Origin of the sequence: Rhizobium sp. CBN3 (assembly GCF_030518245.1) — a bacterium.
Taxonomy (GTDB): domain Bacteria; phylum Pseudomonadota; class Alphaproteobacteria; order Rhizobiales; family Rhizobiaceae; genus Rhizobium; species Rhizobium aethiopicum_A.
Window position 1 is genome coordinate 16,045 of record NZ_JAULSE010000003.1, and the last position, 22,526, is coordinate 38,570.

At 57.5% G+C, this 22,526-nt stretch carries 29 protein-coding genes and 2 pseudogenes; 15 read left to right on the forward strand and 16 right to left on the reverse strand.

From position 1 onward, the window contains the following. Positions 1–727 precede the first annotated feature (727 nt). Complete coding sequence (locus QWJ46_RS05435) at positions 728–952, reverse strand: hypothetical protein (protein ID WP_302749569.1); 225 nt, start codon at positions 950–952, stop codon at positions 728–730. A 95-nt stretch (positions 953–1,047) separates the two neighbouring features. Then, entirely contained in the window at positions 1,048–1,242 is a 195-nt protein-coding gene (locus QWJ46_RS05440) for a hypothetical protein (protein WP_064710028.1), read from the reverse strand. Positions 1,243–2,081: 839 nt separating this feature from the next. Here QWJ46_RS05440 and QWJ46_RS05445 point away from each other — a divergent pair. Beyond that, positions 2,082–2,321, forward strand: a complete 240-nt coding sequence (locus QWJ46_RS05445; RefSeq protein WP_302749573.1) for a hypothetical protein — start codon at positions 2,082–2,084, stop codon at positions 2,319–2,321. Positions 2,322–2,833: 512 nt separating this feature from the next. After that, positions 2,834–3,091 (forward strand): DUF982 domain-containing protein, encoded by a 258-nt coding sequence (locus tag QWJ46_RS31245; RefSeq protein WP_368046079.1) that lies wholly within the window; start codon positions 2,834–2,836, stop codon positions 3,089–3,091. A 4-nt stretch (positions 3,092–3,095) separates the two neighbouring features. On the opposite strand, the gene QWJ46_RS05450 is transcribed toward QWJ46_RS31245, so the two are convergent. Continuing rightward, on the reverse strand, positions 3,096–3,332 hold the full coding sequence (locus QWJ46_RS05450; protein ID WP_302749574.1) for a hypothetical protein: 237 nt from the start codon (positions 3,330–3,332) through the stop codon (positions 3,096–3,098). Positions 3,333–3,493: 161 nt separating this feature from the next. On the opposite strand from QWJ46_RS05450, the gene QWJ46_RS05455 reads away from it, so the two are divergent. The 4 genes from QWJ46_RS05455 (at position 3,494) to QWJ46_RS05470 (ending at position 6,337) form a co-directional block, all read left to right on the forward strand. Further along, on the forward strand, positions 3,494–3,805 hold the full coding sequence (locus QWJ46_RS05455; RefSeq protein ID WP_302749575.1) for a DUF982 domain-containing protein: 312 nt from the start codon (positions 3,494–3,496) through the stop codon (positions 3,803–3,805). A 201-nt stretch (positions 3,806–4,006) separates the two neighbouring features. Further along, a complete protein-coding gene (locus tag QWJ46_RS05460) occupies positions 4,007–5,287 on the forward strand; it encodes an NRAMP family divalent metal transporter (RefSeq protein WP_302749576.1) in 1,281 nt (426 codons plus the stop codon). 191 nt (positions 5,288–5,478) lie between these two features. Then, complete coding sequence (locus tag QWJ46_RS05465) at positions 5,479–5,754, forward strand: BON domain-containing protein (protein ID WP_302749578.1); 276 nt, start codon at positions 5,479–5,481, stop codon at positions 5,752–5,754. Between the two features lie 271 nt (positions 5,755–6,025). Continuing rightward, a complete protein-coding gene (locus QWJ46_RS05470) occupies positions 6,026–6,337 on the forward strand; it encodes an NUDIX hydrolase (protein WP_302750259.1) in 312 nt (103 codons plus the stop codon). A gap of 56 nt (positions 6,338–6,393) precedes the next feature. Here the strand turns inward: QWJ46_RS05470 and QWJ46_RS05475 are convergent, their stop codons facing one another. Next, positions 6,394–6,798 (reverse strand): cytidine deaminase, encoded by a 405-nt coding sequence (locus tag QWJ46_RS05475; RefSeq protein ID WP_302749579.1) that lies wholly within the window; start codon positions 6,796–6,798, stop codon positions 6,394–6,396. Between the two features lie 57 nt (positions 6,799–6,855). On the opposite strand from QWJ46_RS05475, the gene QWJ46_RS05480 reads away from it, so the two are divergent. The 4 genes from QWJ46_RS05480 (at position 6,856) to QWJ46_RS05495 (ending at position 10,484) form a co-directional block, all read left to right on the forward strand. Continuing rightward, a complete protein-coding gene (locus tag QWJ46_RS05480) occupies positions 6,856–7,383 on the forward strand; it encodes a hypothetical protein (RefSeq protein WP_302749580.1) in 528 nt (175 codons plus the stop codon). Between the two features lie 492 nt (positions 7,384–7,875). Further along, the gene (locus tag QWJ46_RS05485) at positions 7,876–8,142 is read left to right on the forward strand and encodes a DUF982 domain-containing protein (RefSeq protein ID WP_302749581.1); all 267 of its coding nucleotides are present in this window, start codon (positions 7,876–7,878) and stop codon (positions 8,140–8,142) included. 644 nt (positions 8,143–8,786) lie between these two features. Next, positions 8,787–9,521, forward strand: coding sequence for a phosphotransferase enzyme family protein (locus QWJ46_RS05490; protein ID WP_302749583.1), 735 nt, complete (start codon positions 8,787–8,789; stop codon positions 9,519–9,521). Positions 9,522–9,659: 138 nt separating this feature from the next. Further along, positions 9,660–10,484, forward strand: a complete 825-nt coding sequence (locus QWJ46_RS05495; protein ID WP_302749584.1) for an MBL fold metallo-hydrolase — start codon at positions 9,660–9,662, stop codon at positions 10,482–10,484. A gap of 295 nt (positions 10,485–10,779) precedes the next feature. Here the strand turns inward: QWJ46_RS05495 and QWJ46_RS05500 are convergent, their stop codons facing one another. The 5 genes from QWJ46_RS05500 to QWJ46_RS05520 all read right to left on the reverse strand — a co-directional run bounded on the left by QWJ46_RS05500 (position 10,780) and on the right by QWJ46_RS05520 (position 14,482). Next, positions 10,780–11,604, reverse strand: coding sequence for an SDR family NAD(P)-dependent oxidoreductase (locus tag QWJ46_RS05500; RefSeq protein ID WP_302749585.1), 825 nt, complete (start codon positions 11,602–11,604; stop codon positions 10,780–10,782). 277 nt (positions 11,605–11,881) lie between these two features. Then, positions 11,882–12,025 carry a hypothetical protein gene (locus QWJ46_RS31250; RefSeq protein ID WP_368046076.1) on the reverse strand — a complete coding sequence of 48 codons (144 nt, stop codon included), beginning with the start codon at positions 12,023–12,025 and terminating at the stop codon, positions 11,882–11,884. Between the two features lie 130 nt (positions 12,026–12,155). Then, a complete protein-coding gene (locus QWJ46_RS05510; RefSeq protein ID WP_302749586.1) occupies positions 12,156–12,959 on the reverse strand; it encodes an SDR family oxidoreductase in 804 nt (267 codons plus the stop codon). 39 nt (positions 12,960–12,998) lie between these two features. Further along, the gene (locus QWJ46_RS05515; RefSeq protein ID WP_302749587.1) at positions 12,999–13,409 is read right to left on the reverse strand and encodes a heme-binding protein; all 411 of its coding nucleotides are present in this window, start codon (positions 13,407–13,409) and stop codon (positions 12,999–13,001) included. Positions 13,410–13,576: 167 nt separating this feature from the next. Beyond that, complete coding sequence (locus tag QWJ46_RS05520; protein WP_302749588.1) at positions 13,577–14,482, reverse strand: AraC family transcriptional regulator; 906 nt, start codon at positions 14,480–14,482, stop codon at positions 13,577–13,579. A 494-nt stretch (positions 14,483–14,976) separates the two neighbouring features. Between QWJ46_RS05520 and QWJ46_RS05525 the strand changes: the two genes are divergently transcribed. Next, positions 14,977–15,249 carry a hypothetical protein gene (locus tag QWJ46_RS05525; protein WP_302749589.1) on the forward strand — a complete coding sequence of 91 codons (273 nt, stop codon included), beginning with the start codon at positions 14,977–14,979 and terminating at the stop codon, positions 15,247–15,249. Positions 15,250–15,481: 232 nt separating this feature from the next. Here QWJ46_RS05525 and QWJ46_RS05530 read toward each other — a convergent pair whose 3' ends face one another. Beyond that, the gene (locus QWJ46_RS05530; protein WP_302749591.1) at positions 15,482–16,024 is read right to left on the reverse strand and encodes a hypothetical protein; all 543 of its coding nucleotides are present in this window, start codon (positions 16,022–16,024) and stop codon (positions 15,482–15,484) included. 606 nt (positions 16,025–16,630) lie between these two features. Between QWJ46_RS05530 and QWJ46_RS05535 the strand changes: the two are divergent. Both QWJ46_RS05535 and QWJ46_RS05540 read left to right on the forward strand, forming a co-directional pair. Beyond that, positions 16,631–16,768, forward strand: a pseudogene (locus tag QWJ46_RS05535) (DUF982 domain-containing protein); the annotation flags it as partial. A gap of 259 nt (positions 16,769–17,027) precedes the next feature. Beyond that, the gene (locus QWJ46_RS05540) at positions 17,028–17,276 is read left to right on the forward strand and encodes a hypothetical protein (RefSeq protein WP_302749592.1); all 249 of its coding nucleotides are present in this window, start codon (positions 17,028–17,030) and stop codon (positions 17,274–17,276) included. Positions 17,277–17,494: 218 nt separating this feature from the next. On the opposite strand, the pseudogene QWJ46_RS05545 reads toward QWJ46_RS05540, so the two are convergent. Further along, positions 17,495–17,653: pseudogene (locus QWJ46_RS05545) on the reverse strand (cation transporter); the annotation flags it as partial. A 110-nt stretch (positions 17,654–17,763) separates the two neighbouring features. Between QWJ46_RS05545 and QWJ46_RS05550 the strand changes: the two are divergent. Next, positions 17,764–18,003 (forward strand): hypothetical protein, encoded by a 240-nt coding sequence (locus tag QWJ46_RS05550; RefSeq protein WP_302749593.1) that lies wholly within the window; start codon positions 17,764–17,766, stop codon positions 18,001–18,003. Positions 18,004–18,029: 26 nt separating this feature from the next. On the opposite strand, the gene QWJ46_RS05555 is transcribed toward QWJ46_RS05550, so the two are convergent. From QWJ46_RS05555 to QWJ46_RS05575, 5 genes are all read right to left on the reverse strand, one after another. Next, a complete protein-coding gene (locus QWJ46_RS05555; RefSeq protein WP_302749594.1) occupies positions 18,030–19,325 on the reverse strand; it encodes a hypothetical protein in 1,296 nt (431 codons plus the stop codon). A 199-nt stretch (positions 19,326–19,524) separates the two neighbouring features. Next, a complete protein-coding gene (locus QWJ46_RS05560) occupies positions 19,525–19,737 on the reverse strand; it encodes a hypothetical protein (protein ID WP_302749595.1) in 213 nt (70 codons plus the stop codon). Between the two features lie 50 nt (positions 19,738–19,787). Beyond that, positions 19,788–20,603, reverse strand: a complete 816-nt coding sequence (locus QWJ46_RS05565) for a DUF1236 domain-containing protein (protein ID WP_302749596.1) — start codon at positions 20,601–20,603, stop codon at positions 19,788–19,790. 100 nt (positions 20,604–20,703) lie between these two features. Further along, positions 20,704–21,099: a DUF1236 domain-containing protein gene (locus QWJ46_RS05570; RefSeq protein ID WP_302749597.1), complete on the reverse strand. Its 396-nt coding sequence runs from the start codon at positions 21,097–21,099 to the stop codon at positions 20,704–20,706. Between the two features lie 128 nt (positions 21,100–21,227). Beyond that, positions 21,228–21,500: a BON domain-containing protein gene (locus QWJ46_RS05575; RefSeq protein ID WP_302749599.1), complete on the reverse strand. Its 273-nt coding sequence runs from the start codon at positions 21,498–21,500 to the stop codon at positions 21,228–21,230. Positions 21,501–21,748: 248 nt separating this feature from the next. Between QWJ46_RS05575 and QWJ46_RS05580 the strand changes: the two genes are divergently transcribed. After that, complete coding sequence (locus tag QWJ46_RS05580) at positions 21,749–22,030, forward strand: DUF982 domain-containing protein (protein WP_302750260.1); 282 nt, start codon at positions 21,749–21,751, stop codon at positions 22,028–22,030. Positions 22,031–22,526 lie beyond the last annotated feature (496 nt).

Below are 22,526 nucleotides of genomic sequence, written 5' to 3' on the forward strand. Positions count from 1 at the left end.
CAGATGCGCGAAAGCCAAAGAAACACCCCCACCTACCAATCCCCGTGGAAGCGGGGATTTCTTTCCGCAAGAACGGTAGCGGGGAATAGTGTTCTCAACTGCACTTTTGCGTCGGGGACTTCGGCACCTCTGCTATTGCGACGTCGGTCCCGCGAAAATAAGGGATTTTTGTAAAGGCCGGGAACTGGGGCGGGACAATAGGGTTGTTTCAGTGGACGCGGGTGCCTTTCCACCTGGCGGCCTACCTATCCCAGAGTTGGGTCGTGCGGAGGCAAGTTTTCGGTCTGCTCCCAAGCGACGCTCCGCGCGGCCCGACGCTTCAATGAATTGACAGCCGGCGCAGGCCGTCGATATCGTCGCCTGGCCACAGGTCCGCGCGCTCCTCGCATCGCTGGCCGAAGGATGCCCCGACCGAATGTGGAGCCTCGACCAAGCCGGCCGATCGTAGTCGGTCATGCGTACTGGCTGGATCGCTGGGAGTTTCTCTGGACGAAGCAGGAGAATACAGCAAGCGCGGTGGCATAACCACAAGTCGTAAAAAAGTGCGACTGTGCCAGGTCGTCTCTGTCAAGAGCTGCGGCGACCGCCGAAATACGAAAAAGGCGCGTGACCTAACCCCGCCAATCAGTGAGGCGCGTCATCCAGTCTCCTATTAGACTCTGTTGCTGGCCTTAAATCGGATTTCGAGCGCGGTGGGGTTCGAGATGTACCCCGTGCCGCGGATCGATTAATGGAGGGCAGCGGGCGCGGGCGCGATCAGGGGGAACCGCGCGATTAATATACTGGTGAGTTCCTCCTGGGTACGATGGCCGCGATTGAAAAGGTCGATTGCGGCGCTGCAGATTATTTCCGATGTCTTGTCGTCCGGTTTGGCCTTGTAGTGCCTAAACCAAGATTGAACGGACAGTGATAGCACAGCCCATTCGGTTTCTTGGATGCTCGTGACTAACATTCCTGATCTCCCCACAAGTTGGAACGCGGCAGCCTTGCAGGGTTTCAGAGCCTGCAATCCTGGTTGTGCCGTAACGTTGAAGAATCTCCTGCCATTCAGTGCGAGATGATCGCACGACCGCTGGAGGCCAGATGCTCTGTAATGGCTCGCCGGATTTCGATGACCGTGTCGAAGAGCCTGTTGTCCAGGTCGATGACATTGAAGCGGACAGCGATGAATTTGAGGCGGTTTTCGACAGGGACGGCGATCCCGACTTCCTGCCCGTTAAATACGACAGCTTGCTTTTGCATAACAAACCTCGGGCGCGCCACACGGGAGCACCATCTTAGAAAGTGGGAAAGGGTTTACGACGCGTCAGCTTGCCGTCGCAGGTCGGTATCGGATCGAGACGAGCTCACGCACTCGCTGCACCCCGAAGAAACGAAGTCGGACAAACAATGTACTCATCCTCCTCAAGCGAGATCAAACGACCGCTGAGTATCGCCGGCAAGGGCGGATATTTCGGAACTCTTCTTGCAAAAAACGTAGTCGAGAAACTTCGAGTAAGCAACTGATTTTTGTTGTTATTTAGCACTTTGAATCGTATTACAATTACCGCAGGTGCGAAGTAATAAATGATGTACGTTCGTCCGAACCCACCGCCGAGGGACCTGTCGGCGAGACCGAAGCATTGGCGAACGGGCCCTACTAGAACGTATCCTCGAACCGTCGATCTCGGCTCGATCACGGTCATTGGAGATGACAATAGAATCATTTTCTCGTCGGGCTATCTCAGCCTAACCTCGACACGGGACCCCTTCTCCGAGGGCTGCCTGATCACCTCGCCTGAATTGCGCCGCCATCAGCTTCGCGAGTTTCGATCCGATCTCGCCGTCAAGGTCTGGCGGGCACCCTGCCCCGTTGTCTGCCACAGTTAGGAAGATGTCCGCTCTTCCGAGGTCAGCGTGATCTTCACGCTCCCGCCATCGTCGTTTCGCGAACCCTATTGTTCGGAAGGTATTCCTACCTCCCTGCTGCGGGTAACCGAGGGTTCACCATCTCACCAAAGTATGGCCGGAGCGACGCACTCTCTAGTTGATTTCACCGGGATTTCAGGCTGATGTGGAGCATCCGATCTATGGCTCCATTCATGCAGCGCTACGAGATACAAGCACTCGAAAACGGAATGTGGTCGGTCATCGATCATCAAGCTGGCAGTCCACTCGTCGACCAGGAAGGTTCGGCCGAAAAAACGAGGCTGGAGGCCCGGGCCTGGGTCGATTTCCGCAACGGCATGTTGGCTCCTCCCGCAAAGGATCGGATTTCATCACGGCTCCAGAACATGCGTCGCATCTGGGTACTGCTCTCTGGAAAGCCGCAGACAAGGTAATCAGCCTTTCAGAAATGCGGTCTCTTCAGCAGTAGCGCAGCCGGCGGACTGATACGATTGGTCGCTGCCACTCCGACCTCGGCCCATTGCGGACCGTCATACCGTGGCGCAATATAAAGCCTATAATGCTCCAGTTGGCGATCTTAGCAGGGCGAGGCCGATTGGGAGATCAGACGTGCTCTTGCCTCAGGTGGAGCCCCATTAATGTCTCTAAACCTCCTAAATCTTCCGGAACTCTCGGAGCGGCACATAGAGATGCTCGCGAAGGTAATAGCCGACTGGTGCGGCGCGAACTCCATCGACGCAGATGGGGATTGCGCGCAAGCCGCATACGCTGCCGCGGTTGATCTTCTGAGTGCGAATACAGACCTGTCAGCATGCCAATTGCGACAGGCACTGGACATCAGGATGGGTGAAAACAAGCGTGAGGAACCTTCGTCGTAAACTGAAGTTTGGACGAAGCGGACGCTCCTTTTGGCGGGTTGTTGCCCGCTGGCGATGGAGCATATGTCTTGTGGAGAAGTGTCGTTATTTTACATCTGCGAAAGTCGATCACCGTGAGATCGGCAAAACAGGCGTTCGGTCTTCTATCGGCCCGTTGGCCGGTCTCTGACGGCAAGGCTTACATCGCAGCCCTTGAAGCATGTGAAGGCGTTGATCAAGGACATGTTTCAGACGAAGGCGCTCGAGAGTCGTTCTTATTGGCGTTGAAGGAAGCCGAACTCCCTTACTCGACCGATACAGAACCGGGACAAACCCGAAATTCCTAGTATTTCAATGAAGGGTGATCGCTCGCTCGGGCACCGTGATCTCCTCCGCGACGAGGCCGTCGAGGGCGACGGCTACTTCATCGAGAGACCAGCCGACGCTGAGGGCATGATCGATCATCAAATGAAATTCGCTTTCGAGATATTCCTTGCAGTCATTAAGACGATCAGACGAAACAACAATTTTGCGCGTATTAACGATTCTTGGCATGGCATTGCCCTCTTCTTTGAGGATAACTGGCATTAGACATAATTGTTCCTACAACGAATAGGCCGTTCTTCGTCTGCAAGTCGAAATCTGCGCGTTCCAAGCAGTTCCCCTCACAGATTTTTAAATTCCAAGGTATAAAGCGTGCGGTTATACTGCAGGCTGGAAAGGTCGTGCAGGCGCATTGGGGCGGGAACATGTACTGGAATACATCGTCGGCGTTTACCCCGGTGGGGCTTGCATTGCGTGATCCGGCGACACGCAAGATCGTACGGACTCTGGGAGATGCGGCGTGTGTTCTGGTGAGGGACTGGCCTCGGAACGACGGGGACGAATACATCGCTGCCGTGAAAGCCTGCGTCGACGCGATGAGCGGGAAACTTGCGCCAGAACAGTTCCGGGAAGTGTTTTTGCGTGCGGCCGATGAGGCAGGCATAGTCACGCTGAACGTCGTCCAGAAGGGTGTGAGAGCGCGACGTCCACATCTACCCGCGACCGTACGCAGATAGGCCACGATCCCAAATGTCGCTCTTATGAGGCGACCGAACTGCGATTTACGTCATTGCCGACGACGAGTTCTATCCGTGGTCTCCCCGTGTGTCGGTGGTCGACCGCCAGTATGCCTTTGTTAACGGTGACTTAGCATAGGGCGCTCGGAACTCAGATCGATCTCACGCATTCTTGTCTCAGTCGAAACAGTGCTCACGGCAATGGATGCTTCCTCACCTCGCGCCCAGTCTTCGCAGCAGGAAAGCCCCAGCCTTCTAAAGGCTCTTGGGCCCGGTCTGGTCACAGGTGCGGCGGACGACGATCCGAGCGGCATCGCCACCTACAGCCAAGTAGGTGCGCAGTTTGGGTACACCCTTGGCTGGACTATGCTCTTCAGCTACCCGCTCATGGCAGCGGTCCAAGGATTGAGCGCGGGTATCGGCGTGGTGTCGGGGAAAGGCCTCGCCAAGAACCTGAAGCTCCACTACCATCCTCATTTCGCGTACCTCGCGATGGCCCTGCTGTTTATTGCGAACTTCATCAACATCGGAGCCGATCTCGCCGCGATGGGAGCCGCCCTGAGATTGCTCGTTGGCGGGCCGGAGGTCTTCTACGCCCTCCTTTTCGGTATTGTTTGCGCGACCGCTCAGGTGTTCGTTCCATATTCCGCCTATGTCTCCGTACTGAAATGGTTGACATTGTCGCTCTTCGCCTATGTCGGCGTCGTTTTGGTGGTTGGTGTGCCTTGGGGCCAGGCGTTGAGCGGCGTCGTCATGCCTACATTCCAGTTCACTGGAGACAACTTCACCGCCTTCGTGGCCATCCTTGGCACCACGATCAGCCCCTATCTGTTCTTCTGGCAAGCAGGGGAAGAGGTGGAAGAACTGAGACGCCGCAAGCTCACGCGCCTGCGGCGGGTTCCGGAAATGGCCGAGCCAGAACTAGGCCGTATCCGTATCGATACGATCGTCGGCATGGGCTTCTCCAATCTTGTGGCAATCTGCATCATGGCCGCGGCCGCGGCGACATTGCACGTCAACGGCACCAACCAGATCGAGACCTCGGCGCAAGCGGCGGAAGCCCTCAAGCCGGTCGCGGGTGAGTTCGCCTTCGCGGTCTTCGCGGTTGGAATTATCGGCACCGGCCTTCTCGCGGTTCCGGTTCTTGCGGGTTCTGCAGCCTACGCCGTAGCCGAGAGCTTTGGCTGGTCGGAAGGACTCGACAAGAAGCCCAAGGAGGCGAAGGCTTTTTATGCCGCAATCGTATTCGCCACGCTCGGAAGCGTCGCGGTCACGATGGTGGGGCTCGATCCCGTCAGGGCCTTGTTTTGGAGCGCGGTCGTCAATGGTGTGCTTGCGACACCGATCATCGTCATGATGGTCATGATGGCGAGAAACCCGGCCATCATGGGAGAACTCAAAGCGCCGCGTTGGATGGTCTATATCAGCGGCTTTACGGCGCTCATCATGGGGCTGAGCACCATTGGCATGTTCCTATTTTGAGTGTTGCGCAACCCTGTTCGTTGTCGGACAGGTAGTTATGACGCCGGTATCTGCCGGACAATCGATATCCACGGACAAGCGATGATCAAGATCGACTGCGGGAACGCTCACAGCCTTCTTGGACCTAAGTCCCGGACACCGAACCAAATCGTCTTCCAGCTGTTTCCTTCCCACCAAGAAGGAGGACTGCCATGACGTTCGAGCCGGAAACCCTCGCCCACGATCAGCTTGCAAGCGTGCAGGCTGCCATGTCCGCGGAACTGGAAAGCTCATCGATCCTTGTAAGCATGGTGGGCAGAAACGTACTGCTAGAAGGCTATGTTGCCGGCTACGTTGATCGGGAGAAAGCGACTGCTATCGCCGCGTCGATAGCAGGCCCCGAAAACGTGCACGACCGGATGCGAGACGCCGATGAAATGGCAGATATCACGTCAACCCACGACGAACCTTTCTTACCTGTGTCGTGATTTCCCCGGTAGAGGTGCTGCGGCCACCAACCCGTCGAACAGTCCGGGCGCTCTTTGCCCTGTTTGCCACATGACAGATTTGTGACATACAGGTTTCCCATCACATCGACTAGAAATCGGCTGACACTATGTTGCTTGAGCGTGAACCAACGTTGCGGGTGTCCACGCCCCAGAAGACGGTATATCAAGCCGCGGGAGTTTGTTTGGTAGCTCGGCCGGACGAAGCGCCTCAAGTAGTGCTTGTTCGTAGCAAGCGCACAGGCGACTGGGAATTCCCAAGGGAACGGTCGAACACGGCGAGTCGAGCGCGCAGACTGCCGAGCGTGAGGCTTTCGAAGAAGCCGGGATGGTCGGTTCGGCGACTGCCGAACCGATCGGCACTTTCGAATACGAGAAAGACAGCAACGGCACTCGGTATCACGTCACCGTGCACGCTCTATTCGGGAACGAGCTTGCCGATTGTTATCCCGAAAGCGATGTTCGAGAGCGGCTTTGCGTACCGTTGTTTGATGCCATTGATATCGTCGCCAGACCGCAGGTCCGCACGCTCTTGGCATCGCTGGCGCAGCGGTGCGGAGACTAGCACGGGCGGGCAACTTGAGCGCTATGAGCGTCAAAGGGTGCCTTGCACAAACTCCTTTAGGTGATCGGCTCCGGCCAATCGCACTCTGGGATCAGCTCGCGAAGTGTCTTGGTACGTTCGCCGTCAAGAATGATTTCCGCATCGAGATTTTCATCGTTGACCTGGCGGATGAATTCCCGGCAGACGCCACAAGGCGGCAGAACGTGAAGCTGTCCTGTCTTCTGATTGCGCCACACGGCGACAAGCTTGCGAAGACGGTATTCGCCATTTGAAATCATCGCGGCCATTGCGCTTCGTTCCGCGCACAGGCCCCAGCTTGGAGTATCGACGCAGACTCCTACATATCGATTTCCCGTGGCGGTAACAACCACCGCCCCGACGTCGCCAAACAATCGACCGCTTGTCGTCTGGTGGGGTCTGATGAGCTGTGCAGCTTGGTCGATCAGGTCTTTGTTCGTCATACCGGCAGGTTAGCATCTCGATCCCATTCACCACAGTCCTCATGGATCAATGGAACTATGTTTCTGCCCGCTTGCGAACTCGGTCCTAAGACTTCGAAGGATTTCCTCCCGCGACTGGCCTTGGGAGCGCAGGTCTACAACCCGGGCTACGAAGCCCTGATGGTCTGGAGAAATCTTCAGCTCATTGCACGCATCGACGAGGATCGCCTCGAGGAATTAGAGATCGTCAATGTCAATCGCGAAATCAGAAAACAGGCCCATGGGGCTTCAACCTACCTCACAGAAAGGCTCGCCGAACGCGGCCGCTACTATCCGGTGCGCGGGACTGCCCGTGTCATAGATCACCGCAGCGATGTGTGCCACAAACGTATCTGCGGTCAGCGGCAGGCCGGCCGCGGCAACTGCCTCGGCCTTTTCGTCGAGCAGCCTATCCAGCGCGTCACGATCGTAGACGTAGAGTGCTCCGCTTCGGATAACTGTGTTTCGTGTCGTGAAATGCGCCGAGGCGAGCCCGCGTCTCGCGGCGGCAGCAGCGAGAGCCTTAGGAGTCGTATCGAGAAACCGTTTGATCGTATAGACCGGTAAGTATCCGACGGGCTTAGCTGGTCCGACATCCGTCAAACTTCGAAGGATCGCGCTCCGCATTCCGTTGTCCGTGACCACGCTACTGCTCAGTCTCGCCACGACACTGATGATCCTAAAACACAAGAGTTTAGCGCTACGCTGAGGCGGCCATCCAACTATCACGCTTGACGATAGCGCATTCGCGAAAAGCTGCAATTACATCGAAGGAAGGATAGCTGACAGGAGTATTCGATTGCGAAGCTTCGTTGCAAGATTGAGATTGTAATTTGGCCAAAACTTCCTCATTAGAGGGTCCTGCCATCGGCCCATCATCGCAACAACAGCCGATGCAGCTTGGGGCGCTCCGATACTACATCGTAGAGCGCATACTCCCTTTCCAGCGCCATACCTTCACGCCCGGTCACTCCAGGTAACCAATCGTCAATTACGAATTTGGAATACACGGGTATATTACCCTCTGGGATTGCGATCCCTGCCCTGAGGTCGACGATAATGGACTGGGACGCAACGTCTGCATTCACACCCGTCGGGCTGGCTCTGCGCGGCCATTCAGCTCAAAGGGTTGTCCGCACCCTCCGCGACGCGGCATACATGCTACTCAAGGAATGGCCTTCGGATGACGGCGAAGAGTATGTCACCGCGGTGAAGGCTTGCGTCGATGCGATCAGCGGTCAGATCGCTCCGGAGCAATTTTGGGATGCGTTCCTGCGTGCGGCCGATGAAGCCGGCATCGCTGTGCTGACTGTCGTTCAGCGATGAGAGAAGAGAAAACCGGCTGGCTCCTTGAGCGATTATACAAGGAGTGCACAGCCCGCGAGAAGAGTAAATGGATCGGAGAATGAAACGAGGCCGTCGGGCTTTTCGGGTGCCGAGGGGGCAATGGCAGGCCGCCATCCTCTACGGGCTCGGGGCACCGTCCATCCCGAAAGTTGGACGCGGTAGCGATGCTGGAGCGCCCACGGGAGCGAAATGGCGAAACCAACTCGATCCATGTCAATCACCAGGGAGGTTTCTCACTGGAGGTTACCACAACGCACAAAACCTCCCTGGCGTCCTTTCAACAAGGATCAGAGGAATCTAGGAGTGGCGAAGCCAAGGGAAAGCGGGACCTAAGTCGCACTCGCGACCTGAGTGCCATCACATCATGTCTACACCATCGCGGCCCAATGACGATGTGTTCCAACACATTGCGCTTCCTAAAGATACTAATATCGACTTCGACCGATCTATAATCGCATTTGCTAATATTCCAAACAGAAGTTTCTGAGCAAAATTGCGCCAAACAACGTAATGTCGATACAGACAATTGGCCTGCCTCCGGCTCGAAGTGGACGAACAGCCGTTGCGGCGGCGCAAACCTTCCCTACTTCTCCCACTGACTTCAAAAAGGTGGGATATTGCGAATGGGATGGGACGCACTCAGGCATTGGGGTGAAGACGCGGTCCGAATCGAACGACTTACTGGCGGAGTTGCCAATGACGTGTGGAGCGTTCGCGTCCGCGGGCAGATCGCCGTTGGTCGTCTCGGCCGTAGGACCGACGTCGATCTCGCATGGGAAACCGAACTCATGCAATATCTCAACGGTGAAGGCATGCACGTTCCAGTGCCGATCCCGACGACTGACGGCCGGCTGTTCGTGGACAGCCTGGTGGTGATGAAATACATGGAGGGCGGACCGCCCGAGACGGAGTCCGACTGGCGTCGCGTGGCCGACACGCTTCGTGAGCTCCATCGGTTGACACAGGGGTGGCCGCAGCGGCCAGGCTGGCGATCGTCGACCGATCTCCTTCACGCCGAAGCCGGAACGAGGATCAACCTTGCCGCGATGCCGCCGGAGGGCGTTGTTCGATGTCGAGCAGCGTGGGCGCGGCTCGTCGGACGTCAGACATGCGTTGTCCACGGCAACCCCAACAGCCCGAGCAACGTGCGCATGACCGCCGATAGGGTCGCGTTGATCGACTGGGACGAGTCACATGTCGACGTTCCCGACCTCGACCTGGTGCTGCCCGGCAATGCTGCCGGTCTCGACGACAGCGCGCATGAGATCGCCGCGCAAGCGTCCGCCGCATGGGAAGCCGCCGTATGTTGGCCGGATGAGTACTCCTTCAAGCGGCTCGGCGAAGTTCGGGCGGTCTGAGGAGTTCGACGGATCAAGCGGCCGTATTCGTGCCGAAGCCCGCGACCACGCTGTTAAAGTTGAGATTTGCGCGTGTCTTGCAGTTGCGATTGCAGCTGGGATAGATGGAAATGGTGAGCGCTAACAAGGAGCTGAGCAATGACATGTCATATCTGCACCGCCTGTGGCACTCAGTTTGGCGAAAGCAGGGAGCCGCCATCTGCATGTCCCGTTTGCGAAGATGATCGTCAGTTCGTGCCGCCATCAGGTCAGGCATGGACGAACATGGCGGACCTCAGCTCGACCCACAAAATACAATGGTCAGAGGAAGCCAACGGCATACATTCTCTTCAGGTATCACCGGGGTTCGGGATCGGGCAGCGAGCCTTCCTCATCGAAGGGCCCGACGGTAATATTCTGTGGGATTGCATCAGCCTTCTGGATGAGACCAGCAGAAAGACGATTGCTGCTCTGGGCGGCATTGCGGCCATCGCCATTTCGCACCCGCATTTCTATACATCCATGATGGAGTGGAGCGAAGCCTTTGGTGACGTGCCTGTCTATGTTCACGCCGACGATGGCGAATGGGTCCAGAGATCAGGCCCGGCACTCAGTCCGTGGACGGGTGAAATCCTTGAATTGAACCAGGCAACCTTGATCCGCTGCGGCGGCCATTTCGCCGGCAGTTCGGTACTTTATTGCCCTTGGCTAGAAGACGGTCGCGGCGCGCTGTTCACCGGCGACACGATGCAGGTAACGCTCGATCGCCGGTATGTAAGCTTCATGCGCAGTTTCCCGAACCTCATTCCGCTAAACGCCCGAACAGTGAAGGGCGTAGGAAAAGCGGTGCATTCCTACCGCTTCGAGGCGATCTACGGGGGATTTTCAGGCAGGACGATCAAACACAGCGGATCGCGTGTCATCGAGCGATCGGTAGCGAGATACATCGCGGCTATCGAAGATGACCCCACACGACAGGATTGATCCTTTACACGGGTGGCCGCCAAATCGGGAAAGGCCGCTCCATTCCTGCTGACGACGGAAGTCGAGTGTCGCCGCGAAGTGGCGAATGTCACGGCATGCCTGCGCCCCGAAACGGGAGTTCCCCGAGCGTGTCGACCTCCACGCTTGGGTATCTTCGCTTTTCGCTAGCTGGAGGGTTCCCACTTTGAATTCGATGGGCAACCAACCCGGCGTCGATGTTTGACATAGACGGCCATTCTTCCGCAGAGAACCTGAATAGCGCTTTTACGGACGAGGAAGTAACGACATGCCGGCTTCAGAAGTCGGTCGACACTGAAACCTCTCTCCATCTCCTGATAATTTCATCGTCAGACATATGCTTCGCCGCGATGGCGGCCACGGTGTCGCCGCCGAACGGCATCCGAACTGGGGGCTCGGGGACGTCGGCAAACGCAACGAGCTGTCGCGCAAACTTCTCGGGGTCGCCGGGCTGATTGTGGTTCATGGCAGCGGCGTGCTCGCGGACGGCTCCGGCCGTTCCGTCGTAGTCCGATATGCGGGTCGCGCTGGCCGAAAGTGAGCTGGCATCCAGGAAATCCGTGCGAAAGTAACCAGGCTCGATCACCGTCACATGAATTCCGAGAGGAGCCAATTCGGCGTGCAGCGCCTCGGAGAGACCTTCGACTGCAAACTTCGTCGAGCAATAAATTCCGAAGCCAGCACCTGCGCGGTAACCACCGATCGACGAGATGTTGAGTATGCGGCCGGACCGCTTGGCTCGCATGTGCTGCAGGACGGCTCTCGTTACCGTCAGCAGTCCGAACACGTTTGTCCGATAGAGACGCTCGACCTCCGCGCTCGTTGCCTCCTCGACCGCGCCGATCAGTCCGAAGCCTGCATTGTTCAGGAGGACATCGACACCGCCGAAGCGCTCGATGGCGGCTGCCGCAGCTTCGCGCGCCTGCGGTTCATCGGTCACGTCGAGAGCAACGGCGAGGAGATTGGGCATCTCCCCGAGGCTTTCAGTTATGGATTTGGGGTTCCGCGCGGTGGCGACGACATTGTCACCACGTTCCAGAGCCAGTTGCGTGATGCGCGCACCAAAGCCGCGCGATGCCCCAGTTATGAACCACGTTTTCATTGCGATCTCCTATGCGGACGTCGCCCTCGTGTTTTACTGGACGTTGGCGGGGAGCTTCCACAGCTCGTCGAAGGCGATGCTGTCGAAAATGCCGACGCGTTGACGATCTTGCTGTCATTAAGCTCCAAAAACCACGCGTAGATGTTCTTGTACGGTCTGCCATCCTTCGCCGTTCCGGCGGCATCGAAGAAGACTATGACCGTGTCGCCTCAGCGTACGTGTCTCGGATCGAGGTTCGAGGCCGACGCTCATGCGAGCGTTGAACGGCTTGATCACCTCATTGATGAAGGCGTCTCGGCTGCCGTAAGTTTTTGCTGCCACCGTCGTCTGCCGGCACCTCAAAGGGGCTGCCGGTGCCACCAGCCCAGGCATCGAATGCCGTCTGCACCAGCGCCTTGTTCGATGCTTCATCTGCAGCCATCGTTCCACCTGCCAGGAGGCCACGATGCAGTTGCTTTCCTCATGCGCATCTCGAAACTCCTGATGTTGTTTCTGCCGACGGTCTTCCGGAGGCGGGAGGCGAGCGGCCGGGGGCTTCGCCGCGGTTAGAGTCAAATCTGGTTTTCCCAGGCCTTGAGCTGGTGGTCCTTCAGCATGTTCTCGATGATTTTCGGAACCACGTTGCGGAACTTGCCAGTGTCGGCGGGAACGATTTCGATCATCCGGTCGATCATCTCCTTCGGGTCCATCTTGCCTTCCGGGGTGGCGAAGAACTCGTCGAAGCCCTTGCGGAGATCGGCGCGCTTGGTGAAGTTCTTGCTGTCGTCGAGCCAGCGGAAAGGATTGTCCGCCATCGTCTCGTTGTACCCAGTGTAGTAGGCTCCGGGATTGATGGTCTGAATTTTGATTCCGTATGCACCCAGCTCTTGCTGAAGAGCTTCGGCGATGGATTCAAGCGCGTGCTTGGTCGAGACGTAGGTGCCCCAGTTCGCGGGAGTGAAGAGACCGCCCATCGACGATGTGAAGACGACCTTCCCCTTCTTTCCTTGCTTCACCCACTTCTGGACGACGCCCTGCGTGAGCTGGAGAGGGAGGATGACGTTGACCTCGAAGTTGCGCCGGACGAGATCGATCGGGATTTCCCAGACCGGACCCGCTTCGCCCATGCCAGCGTTGTTCCAGAGAATGTCGTAGTCCCACCCGATCGCCTGCTTGATATCGTACGGGTCGTCGAGATCGAGACGCTCGACACGTAGGTTTTGGAGATCAAGAGAAGCGGCTTCCTCGCGAAGTGGCGTCACCTGCGATGAGACATGCGCCGTCGCGATTATGTTGTGACCGTTCTTCGCCATGCCGATCGCGGCGGCTTTGCCGAAACCTGACCCAGCGCCCGTAATGAGGATCGTCTTAGACATGCTAATCTCCTATTGTTGGCTTGACTGTTCGAACCGAAGTCAGGACGTCGCCCGCAGGGCCGACAATGCGGCTCGAGCCACATCCATGTCCTCCGCCACGGCACCTCCCGAGACACCTAACGCACCTAAAAACGTCCCGTCCGGAGCCGATAGAGGCAATCCGCCGCCGAAAACGACCAACCCACCGTTGGTCTGTTCCAGACCGGGCGAACCTCCACCGGGCTTGCAGAATTCCCCAACTGCTTCCGTCGCCATCTGGAAGAGAGCTGCCGTCTTGGCCTTCCCGACCGCGATGTCTATCGAACCGAGCAAAGCGCCATCCATTCGGCTGAACGCCTTGAGCTGCGCACCTGCGTCGAGCACGGCTATGTTGACCCGAACCCCGATCTCCTCGGCCCGGGCTTCCCCGGCTGCTATGATCGAGCGAGCTTCATGTGCTGTTATCTGCATGCCACCCCTCCGGTCCGGACGACCGCGCGTCCTTTTCGGACAATAGCCAAACTTGATCGGCTGACGAGGTATCAGAGTGCGCTTATGTGTATGTGGGTGCTGCTTTGAATCGGTCCGATATCACAGGACTTTCAGCAGCTTAACCGGGAATAGGTGAATAACGGCTGTCACACCTTGTGCTTGCGACGCCAATCTCCCGGCGACGATCTGAAATGCCTGGAGAATACTTTCGTCAAATGGCTGTGGTCGGTAAAGCCACAATCTTCGGCGATGGCCTGGATGCTGAGACCCGTTGCCCCGAGGAGCTTCATTGCCTTCTCGAGGCGCTGATGTTGCAGCCACATCATCGGAGAGCGCCCGGTGCTGATCTTGAATGATCGGGCGAGATGGGCACGTGATAGACCGGTTTCCTTCGCGAGAACGTCCAACCCGATATTGCCGTTCATGTTGGCCAGGAGCAGTTCCTTAACTCTCCGCTCTTGCCATGGAGCCAACCCACCCTTAATCGCACGGAACTCTATCGCGCGTTCGCCGTAGGCAGACGCAAGATGGCTTATCAACGTCATCGTCAACTGGTCGAGAAAGAGGCGGGATGTTGCATCGGGCTGTTCGAATGCGGGCTCGAAGCATTCCATCAGGTTCTGAATAATGCTGTCCGAATGTCCGAGCACATCGCGGTCCCTCAATGCGGAAAACGGTGCCAGATCGTGCTCCCTGTGAAACTCGGCTATGGCGGAACGCGACGCGAACATCGAGACGCAGTCAACGTTGCCGGCCTCCACGGCGCTGTACCGCCGGCGTAGGTCAAGCAGAAGGAACTCACCCGGATCGAGCGGGACGGAAACCGCTGGCCTGCCGTCGATCCAGCGTGGACGGGCGGGCAAGTGGTTTCGCTGGTAGCAGATCATATACCCGTCAGCTTGCTCGAGCTGAACCGGTATCCCTTTTTCGTCATGCTGCCATTTGAGCCTCCCGAAGGTGGCATCCTGCAGAGCGAGCTGACTCATCTCCAGCGACGCTGGCCGCTCTAGCCCTTCAAACCGATCTGGACTGCGTATCCCCACCCGCGTCATCGGACCCCCTGTTAATACAGCTGCGCGATCTTACAGGCCCGCGCATTAGAATTCACCTGCTCTTCTGGCCGTCATCTCCGTGAATCACTGTTGCGGAACGAGTTCGTGATCTTCTTGGGCCGTTGGTCCATAGACTGTGGGTTTTAGGCGGCAGATATATTTGAACACAACAGAGAGTTACTCGATGTCGCATTTGGCTACGTGGGCGACCCGCGTTCAGGGCAAGTTCCACGGGTGCCGGTCGTCGATGGATGGTCAACGGCGTGCACACATCGATCGCGGGTTTTCCATCAATCGCGGTCTTCCCCAACGGTCGCCACGCAGCCTCCGAGACCTCGTCCGTGGAACAGATGTGAAGAAGGAAACTCGAGTCGCTTTTTCCTTGGAAAGTCCGACCGGACAGGCATGGGAACTTCGGCGTCGCGCGGCGGTTTAGTTGCAAATGCGGCGTGTTAGGCGGACATCCTGCACCTCGGGCGGCAGAAGAGATCGTCATGGCAAGGGAAGCCGACATAACCATATTAAGAAAGCGTGGAATGCTGGCGACCGTGCGTGGCGTCGTTGCGCATAGCGTGGGCGGGGCAGAGTTCGAGACTGCGCCCTGCGATATGCTGTTGGGTAATGCAATTCTGCATGTTGCGAGACTGGACGCTTCGGTTTGCACGACTGCCGCAGCGAGTGTCATTGCGGGGGGCATATCGCTGAATTGCGACGAATGCCGTCGGCTCGCGTTGAAATATGGCGACAAGCTTGAAGTTCGCGAGTAGAAGCTAGAGCCCTGAGTACTGGCCGGTCAGCTTCTTTATTCCGCAGGTCCAAATCTCGGCACCAAAGCGCTCCCCTGAGCGATTTTTGCACGCACGAATGCTGTGCCGGTGCGTTGGGGCGGGAACATGTGCGGGAAGGTTGGGGAATTACGGGCTGATCCAATGGCTCGCGGGTGCGCAACCTCGGCGCGCCGGCTTTTCAGTTCTCCTCCGTCAGCAAGGAGCCGACTCTTCACCTTCGTTTGGCGCTTTCGTAATAGCGCTTCACGATGTCCTTGACTTCGCTTGACGTGAAGCCAGGAATCCATCTGTGCGGTATCGCGACGGTCCTTTCAAGAGGCTGCCGCTTGCGCAAATGTCCAAGTATCTCCGGATCAGCGTCTTCGCGAACAGTCAGATAGATGAATTCCGCCCGCCAGCTCTCGGGGATATCGACACGTTCGATCATCGACCAGGGGATGAGCTTCGGTAGCCTCTGTGCAGTGACGCCATCGGGCCCGATCACCATTATGGGCTTCGCGAAGTCAACCTTCCGAGCGTTTACCAATACATAAACGATGACGCCGAGGAAGACTATCGCGAAAAGGCCCTCTCCGACACCACTCGCAGGTCTGCTCATTTCGATCTGCCCAAGAGCGATGAGAGAGAGGTAGCCGAAACAGAGTGTCATAACCCCAAGAACAATGAACAGATATCGAACTCTCCCACGCAAGACGAGAACCGGCTGCGTAGCGCCGCTGTCGCGGTCAGTGGTCCAACGATGTGCCTCGGTCATTTGGTGATTCAGCTCCCTGGTGCCAGTAAGTGCGCCCTGTCGATTTGGGACGGCCGCATGGCTGGATAGTTAGTGGGAGGGCGCTACCGGCAGCGTGGAATTCTTACGACGAAGCCATGCGGTTGCGATAAGGCCTAGCATAGCGAAACCATACCAGGTGACCATCAGTGTGAGTATCCATGGATGCTGCCCGTCACGAAGGGCGAAAACAGCCACAGCGAGAGCGACATTAGCAATGAGAACCCCAATCGTAATGAAGAGCACCAAGCGCAACCCTTGTTAGCAATTTCGATATAGGAAAAACAACCGGGCTCTCCAAGAGGAGGACTGTGTCAACGTTTAAATCTGGTAAATGATTACGAAACGCGATTGAGGTTGCAATCTGGGCAGAACTCCGTCATCTGGGCGTCCTGCCATCGGCCATCATCGCAACAATAGCCGGTGCAGCTTGGGGCGCTCCGATACGACATCGTAGAGCGCCCTCCTCTCCTGTGCATACCTTCGCAACCGATCACGCCGGTTAATCAATCGTCAATTACGAATATGGAATACCCGCGTATATTAGAAGCTCGAGGACTACGATCCATACCTTGAGCGGTCGAGAACATGGACTGGAACGCAACCTCTGCATTCGCACCCATTGGGCTGGCTCTGCACGGACAGCCAGCTCACAGGATCGTCCGCACCCGCGGTGACGCGGCATATATGCTGCTCAAGGACTGGCCTATTGATGACGGCGAAGAATTGCCGTGGCCATGGCCGCCGCCCCGGCGAGACGAGCGCCGGCGTACACTGGTCAGTCGTCCTCACTTGGATTGGAAAAACAACTGTTTAGCGACTGGTACTAGCTAGTCTACTTCTTTTGGATGCATTGCCTTTGAACATTCGTTATGTCTAATGTGAAGTTTGGCGTGGCGTCGGGAGGCCGTGCCACGCTCGAAAGATGCGGCATGCGTCACATACGGCATGTCTTAAATCAGCAAAGCACTGTAGGAGGAATAAAATGAAAACGATTCTTATCGTCACGACGGCGCTTGCATTCGCCGCCTCCACTCCCGCGTTTGCCGACCCCAAAGGCACTGCGACGACAACCACCAGTGAACAGGGACATAGCGGCAACCCACCACACAACGATAACGGGACTACAACGACCACCACGACGACCGGACCGAGCGGGCAGGTGAATAACGGCAAGCTCGATTGCAACAATTGCTCGACAACAACAACAACGACAGGACCGGGCAACTCGTAAACCACGATGATTGCGACAAGGTGGGGCGGGGAAACCGCACGACTCCGGTGAAGACAGCGAAGTGAGAGGGGTGCGCGGATATTTATTGGGAAACCCGCCCCCTCTTATCTAGGCGCGTGCAATTGCACTCGGGTTCTCTGTGTCGGCATTCCGGACGGTGATCAGTGTCCACTCGTCGGCTCGAAGAACGATATTGGTGGGGCCTTTACGCGATAGGGGGATGCATCCTCAAGGAAGTCAGCGCTGTCCGCCAGAAGTGATGCTAACCCGATTCTCAGGGCAACGACAAATTTGACTCAGAATTAGGCGAGATTCGCAATAGCGACGACGAGAACGACAGAAGCGGTGCTGTCACCTACGCCCTCTCCACCACCCACCGGCGCGAAACCAAGCCTTTCAGGTCTTGATCGAAATGCAGGCCACTGTTGCTGGCATGCTCTAGCGCTGCCGCGGCTTGCGGTTACGTTGGTCGTCACGGGGGATAGAAATGGCAAAAACCGACTGGCCAAGAGAACCGCTGACTTCCGACACCATGCAGCTGCTCGAGCGGATACTTTCCGATTGGTGCGCTGAGCAGCAATGCGACAAGGGTAGTGAGCGCGGGCAGGTCACTGCGAAAATGCTTATCGACTGGTTTGAGTTCGGGGTCCATGATGAACCGGAGTTGGCTCGCCTGGTTCGTGATCCGGCGATGCTCGACCTCAAGACGCCGGGGCGAACCCGATGAAAGAGCGCATGGAATGCGATACAGACTTAGATCGACTTCAAATACTCTATGAGGTCGCCCTTTTCCTGAGCGCTCAGATTTAACTTCAAATGATCGTTGTAATGTTCGACAACGTCCTCGAGCGTGGTAAACCGGCCGTCATGGTAGAAGCCGCCCTTGTGGACCTTCTCCACGTTCCACAAGGCCCGCAACGGCGCTGTCCGGTAGCGGCCGTCCGGGGCTCGCTTCGCCTGGAAGTCGTCTATCCCGATCTCGTCCGCCGTATGAAGGTTCCAACCGGGCTCCGTGAAGAGCGGCGGCACATGGCAAGTGGCGCACTTGGCCTTGTCGTTGAAAAGGGCCTTTCCCTTCTCCGCCGCCGCGCTGTCGAATGTGCCATCTGGCGGCTGCGGGGTGGGTAGGGATAGCTGATAGAAGTGCAGCGCCGGAAGTTTGGCGGTGATCCGGTCTTCCCCGTCCTGCTTGTGACCCTGCTTTGTCCTGGCTGCAACCGGATACTTCTCGGCGTCATCAAGCCGCGGATCGTAGAACACGCCTTTCCCGTGCATCTCGAGATTGCCGACATAGGCGTTCCAGTAGCTAACTGTGCCCCAGGCTCCAGTCCAGGTATGATTGTTCACGCCCGCCAATCCGAATGCGGGAGGATTGAGCGTCGCGGCCGTCTTGCCGTCCGGGCGGAATGCCTTTCCGTCCAGGTTGAGTTCGGCGTCGAACTTGCCGGGTCCCCAGGCTTCCACCGCCTTTTTCACGTCGGCTTCGGAGATTTGCAGCATCTCGGTGAATGCCGTGAGGTCAGGCGCTAGCGCGACGATCGCACCGATGTCCAGGTCGCGGTTGGGCCAGCCGTCCAGCATATGGCCGATGCCGGGAGCGTAGGCGTCGTCGACTGTCGAATGGCATACCGCACACTGGATGCCGACCGACGTCAGCGTCTTTCCGTCGTCGCCGAAAAATCCGGTTACGCCGACAACGGCATTGGCCTTCAGCAGGAGAAGCGTGCTCGCCGGATCGTCAAGATCAACCTTGCCCTTATTGAGCGCTGCCGCGACGTCCTTCGGGATGGCGTTGAGGTCGACCTTCAGACCGAGCTCCAGAGCCTTCTTGGGGCTGAGCCCCGGCCCCTTGCCACCCAGCTTCTCACCTGCGATGGCCTCGTGAAGCTTGAGTTTGCCTCCCCAGAAGTCCTCACTGCCGAACGTGTCGAAGCGGAATGTCTCGCGACCCTCCTCCAGGAACCGTCTGGCTTGGGCGGCTGCCGCCGCATCAAATTCCTTGCCGCCGACGGAGGCTTTTTTGGCCGTCTGGGCGGCCGCCGGGATCATCGTCGAACAGAGGAGAAGAAGGAAAAAAGCTGCTGTACCATGAGAGCGCAGAGACATAGAAATCCCTCACGCAGCCGACGTTTTCGGCTTGCGCACCTGGGTTTACCGCAATGAAAACAACTCCCATCCACAATATTACAGTATGCTAAATTAGCAATGTAAATCCATTATTCTCGCCCCGTCTGAGGCTGAATGACATTTATCGCCCAGCGGATTTGCCTAGATTCACCTGGGCCAGCATTGAACGGGACGTGGTGGGGTCAATGGCCTGCGACTTAACGGGAACCCACACCCGGGCGGATGTCTGACGGCCCGGGGACAACGCCAGACCGCCGACAATAGCGACCATGGCGATCAGGATGACGATGATGGGAAACGCGACACCGGATGGCTTGTCTTCATTATAGATCATTGATTGCTCCTGCGGCCCGGCGGCGCATAGACGCCGCCGGGAAACGCCCGTTAGGCCTCGATGATGTAGACGATCGTCAGGGCATCGGGATCGACGATGACGATGCGGCCGTCCGCAAGGATGAAAAAGCGATAGCCTTCGTACTGCGGAACGATCTTCACTATGCGCGGCGGCAGGGGTTCAAGCCGCACTTTCTTCGGGATTTTCACCCCGACGGAGACCGTGAAGTCCACCTGTTTCACGGGCTCGACATGGACCTCCTTCACCACCGTTCGAATTTCGGTCTGCTGCTCGACCGAGATGTTGACGTTGGTTTTGGTGTTCGTCTGGTTGGTGGTCGTCGTGTTGTTGTTGACGTTGGTTTCAGACGAACTCTTGTTTGTCGTGGTTGCATTCTGGTCGGTCGACTGCTTCGACGTATCGCCGCCCTGCGTGGTGGTGCTCTTCGTACCTGTGGTGGCCGAACCGCTGGTATCGGTGGTGCCGGATTTGGCGGCGGGCTTCTGTTCTGTCGTTGTGCCACCGCTGGCGTCCTGCGATCCGGGCTTTGTTTCCGTCGAAGTCTTGCCGGAGGCAGTTCCGCTCGTCGAACTATCCTTCGCCGGCTGCTCCGCGCTCTTCTTCATCTCTGAGCCTTGGCCAGATTTCTGCTGAGATGACTGGTCCTTGTCTGGGCAGGCTCCGGAAGCGTCGGGCGTGCAATCGGTGCCGGTCTTGGCGGAGCCCGACTGCGAGCCGGCGTCCGCACCGGACTGGGCCTGGCCACTGCTCTTTGTGTCCTGCTGGGCCGCGGACGGCAGTGTCGCAAGCGGCGATACGCTCAGTGACAGTGCTGCCACGAGCATGGCGAGATGGTTGCTTTTCATGATCGATCTCCGAGGTTTTTGCACATCGATGCCCCGCCATTTCGTGCGGTGCTTACGTGCTCTGGGGATTGAAAGGGGGCGGCCTGAGCCGCCCCATCGGTCAACGGATGACCTGGATGACCTTCCGCGAGGAAGGTTCGACGATCACACGCTGATCATTGACGATCGCGTATGCATATTTCGGATCATCGGGAACTGGCGTCACTACGACGGTCTTCGGAAGACGCTCGCCGACGACGACCTTTTGCTTCACCACGACCCGTTTGGTCGGCGCGGGAGCATGCTGAACATACGTCACCACCTTCCGCGGCGGAGGATCGATCGCGGTGCCGATGACTGCGCCGGCAACGCCGCCAACAGCTGCGCCAGCGGGGCCGCCGACGATGGCTCCTGTGACTGCGCCACCGGCCGCACCGTTGACGGTCGAGGATTGCGCAAAGGCAGATGTCGATGCCAGCAGGACTCCGGCGACAATACCTACTACTTTGATATCCATTTATTTTTCTCCTTTGAGTGGTTGGCTCCACTGCGGGAAAAAAACCGTCAAAGGGATGAAGGGTTCCACCGCCGGGACTTCGTACCGGGGGCTACGTCAGACCTTGGTCCCAGCCCGAATATCCCGCGCTACTGCACGGGGAACCGGCTCAGCATCCGGTCCTGGACGTTCTCCGAGCCGACGATTATCGCCGCGAGCGCGATGGCTTTTTCGCGGTCAGCCGGCTTTGTTATATAGCCTTCGAGCAGCACGACAGGACCGAGCATTCTGATCTCGATGGCACTGCTGTCAATGTCAGGATCGGCGGATAGGGCTGCTTCGACCGTGGCGATCGTCGATGCTGAACTATGGCCTTGCGAGCAGCGCTCTTCGTGGTTGTAGTTGTCGGGGCCGAACTTCATATTCTCCTCCTATGCCCGCCCCTCCACGGACCTTTACATTACCTCAAGCTTAATATGAGCCGCGGGCCGTGAGGTCGCCAGCCCGACCTAAGTCCGTCTTCCCCACGGCTTTATGTGGCGTAGATTTCCCTCTTCCTTGTTGGAAGGACATCAGGGAGGTTTTAGCAATGTCGCTGCGTTCCAGTCAGAACCTCCCTGGTGAAGTGTTTGTCGATCCGGCGTCGCTTTTTGGGAGTAAAGGGTGGCCTATGCAAAGAGTCGGGATAGTGGATTGGAATAGAGGCGAAGACTTCGCCCCGCTTATGCTTGTGATGAGCGGTCAAGAAAAACACAGGCTGATCCGATCACTTGGCGAGGTTGCCGAGGCCCTTGTCGCGGCATGGCCGACCGACGATGGAAAGGAATATATCGCGGCCGTAAAAAAATGCCTTGATGCCATCCAAGGCAATATCCCGCCGGAGAGAGCGCGTGCCGCACTTATACGCGCTGCGGCGGAAGCCGGAATTCCCGTGATCGCCGTCGCCCATTGACCGACGCCGCAGTGGCAGGGCTTATCACGTGAATTGTGGTATTCCTCGACGCCGACGGATTGACTGCGCTGTGAACGAACTGCACAGGCCCCATTGACCGGCACGGTCTTCGTATTCCGGTCGCGTAAAGCAGAGCGTCTGAATCTGATCTACTGGGCATCCTTCAGGTGGATGCTACGCCAATAGAACCGGTCGGTTGATAGCATCGGTCGTATCGGTCCATTCATCCGGCCTTCCTATCCCCGGCGCAAACTGGTCAAAATCACCCGCTACTATGTCAAAGTGAATGGCGATGATTTGAATTGATAGTATATTACCCTCCATCGACCGCATTTGCTAACGGTAGCGGTCGCTTGGGAGTGCACTTTGCTTCTGCCGTTCTAGCGGAGGAGCACCGAGATGTTGCTTTCCCTTATATCCCTCACAGATTCCCAAATCGAACTCGTTACTTCCGCCGTTCGCGAGTGGTGCCGTTTGCATCGTTGCGACATTGACA

What these genes read in the sequence shown, in the direction of transcription:
- QWJ46_RS31250 (WP_368046076.1), bottom strand. Translation starts at nt 12,025, where the DNA reads ATGGCTGCAGATGAAGCATCGAACAAGGCGCTGGTGCAGACGGCATTC.
- QWJ46_RS05530 (WP_302749591.1), bottom strand. Translation starts at nt 16,024, where the DNA reads ATGACCGAGGCACATCGTTGGACCACTGACCGCGACAGCGGCGCTACG.
- QWJ46_RS05460 (WP_302749576.1), top strand. Translation starts at nt 4,007, where the DNA reads ATGGATGCTTCCTCACCTCGCGCCCAGTCTTCGCAGCAGGAAAGCCCC.
- QWJ46_RS05550 (WP_302749593.1), top strand. Translation starts at nt 17,764, where the DNA reads ATGGCAAAAACCGACTGGCCAAGAGAACCGCTGACTTCCGACACCATG.
- QWJ46_RS05465 (WP_302749578.1), top strand. Translation starts at nt 5,479, where the DNA reads ATGACGTTCGAGCCGGAAACCCTCGCCCACGATCAGCTTGCAAGCGTG.
- QWJ46_RS05515 (WP_302749587.1), bottom strand. Translation starts at nt 13,409, where the DNA reads ATGCAGATAACAGCACATGAAGCTCGCTCGATCATAGCAGCCGGGGAA.
- QWJ46_RS05570 (WP_302749597.1), bottom strand. Translation starts at nt 21,099, where the DNA reads ATGGATATCAAAGTAGTAGGTATTGTCGCCGGAGTCCTGCTGGCATCG.
- QWJ46_RS05525 (WP_302749589.1), top strand. Translation starts at nt 14,977, where the DNA reads ATGGCAAGGGAAGCCGACATAACCATATTAAGAAAGCGTGGAATGCTG.
- QWJ46_RS05575 (WP_302749599.1), bottom strand. Translation starts at nt 21,500, where the DNA reads ATGAAGTTCGGCCCCGACAACTACAACCACGAAGAGCGCTGCTCGCAA.
- QWJ46_RS05480 (WP_302749580.1), top strand. Translation starts at nt 6,856, where the DNA reads ATGTTTCTGCCCGCTTGCGAACTCGGTCCTAAGACTTCGAAGGATTTC.
- QWJ46_RS05565 (WP_302749596.1), bottom strand. Translation starts at nt 20,603, where the DNA reads ATGAAAAGCAACCATCTCGCCATGCTCGTGGCAGCACTGTCACTGAGC.
- QWJ46_RS05500 (WP_302749585.1), bottom strand. Translation starts at nt 11,604, where the DNA reads ATGAAAACGTGGTTCATAACTGGGGCATCGCGCGGCTTTGGTGCGCGC.
- QWJ46_RS05510 (WP_302749586.1), bottom strand. Translation starts at nt 12,959, where the DNA reads ATGTCTAAGACGATCCTCATTACGGGCGCTGGGTCAGGTTTCGGCAAA.
- QWJ46_RS05560 (WP_302749595.1), bottom strand. Translation starts at nt 19,737, where the DNA reads ATGATCTATAATGAAGACAAGCCATCCGGTGTCGCGTTTCCCATCATC.
- QWJ46_RS05580 (WP_302750260.1), top strand. Translation starts at nt 21,749, where the DNA reads ATGCAAAGAGTCGGGATAGTGGATTGGAATAGAGGCGAAGACTTCGCC.
- QWJ46_RS05450 (WP_302749574.1), bottom strand. Translation starts at nt 3,332, where the DNA reads ATGCCAGTTATCCTCAAAGAAGAGGGCAATGCCATGCCAAGAATCGTT.
- QWJ46_RS05495 (WP_302749584.1), top strand. Translation starts at nt 9,660, where the DNA reads ATGACATGTCATATCTGCACCGCCTGTGGCACTCAGTTTGGCGAAAGC.
- QWJ46_RS05490 (WP_302749583.1), top strand. Translation starts at nt 8,787, where the DNA reads ATGGGATGGGACGCACTCAGGCATTGGGGTGAAGACGCGGTCCGAATC.
- QWJ46_RS05485 (WP_302749581.1), top strand. Translation starts at nt 7,876, where the DNA reads ATGGACTGGGACGCAACGTCTGCATTCACACCCGTCGGGCTGGCTCTG.
- QWJ46_RS05445 (WP_302749573.1), top strand. Translation starts at nt 2,082, where the DNA reads ATGCAGCGCTACGAGATACAAGCACTCGAAAACGGAATGTGGTCGGTC.
- QWJ46_RS05475 (WP_302749579.1), bottom strand. Translation starts at nt 6,798, where the DNA reads ATGACGAACAAAGACCTGATCGACCAAGCTGCACAGCTCATCAGACCC.
- QWJ46_RS05435 (WP_302749569.1), bottom strand. Translation starts at nt 952, where the DNA reads ATGTTAGTCACGAGCATCCAAGAAACCGAATGGGCTGTGCTATCACTG.
- QWJ46_RS05455 (WP_302749575.1), top strand. Translation starts at nt 3,494, where the DNA reads ATGTACTGGAATACATCGTCGGCGTTTACCCCGGTGGGGCTTGCATTG.
- QWJ46_RS05440 (WP_064710028.1), bottom strand. Translation starts at nt 1,242, where the DNA reads ATGCAAAAGCAAGCTGTCGTATTTAACGGGCAGGAAGTCGGGATCGCC.
- QWJ46_RS05520 (WP_302749588.1), bottom strand. Translation starts at nt 14,482, where the DNA reads ATGACGCGGGTGGGGATACGCAGTCCAGATCGGTTTGAAGGGCTAGAG.
- QWJ46_RS05540 (WP_302749592.1), top strand. Translation starts at nt 17,028, where the DNA reads ATGAAAACGATTCTTATCGTCACGACGGCGCTTGCATTCGCCGCCTCC.
- QWJ46_RS05555 (WP_302749594.1), bottom strand. Translation starts at nt 19,325, where the DNA reads ATGATCCCGGCGGCCGCCCAGACGGCCAAAAAAGCCTCCGTCGGCGGC.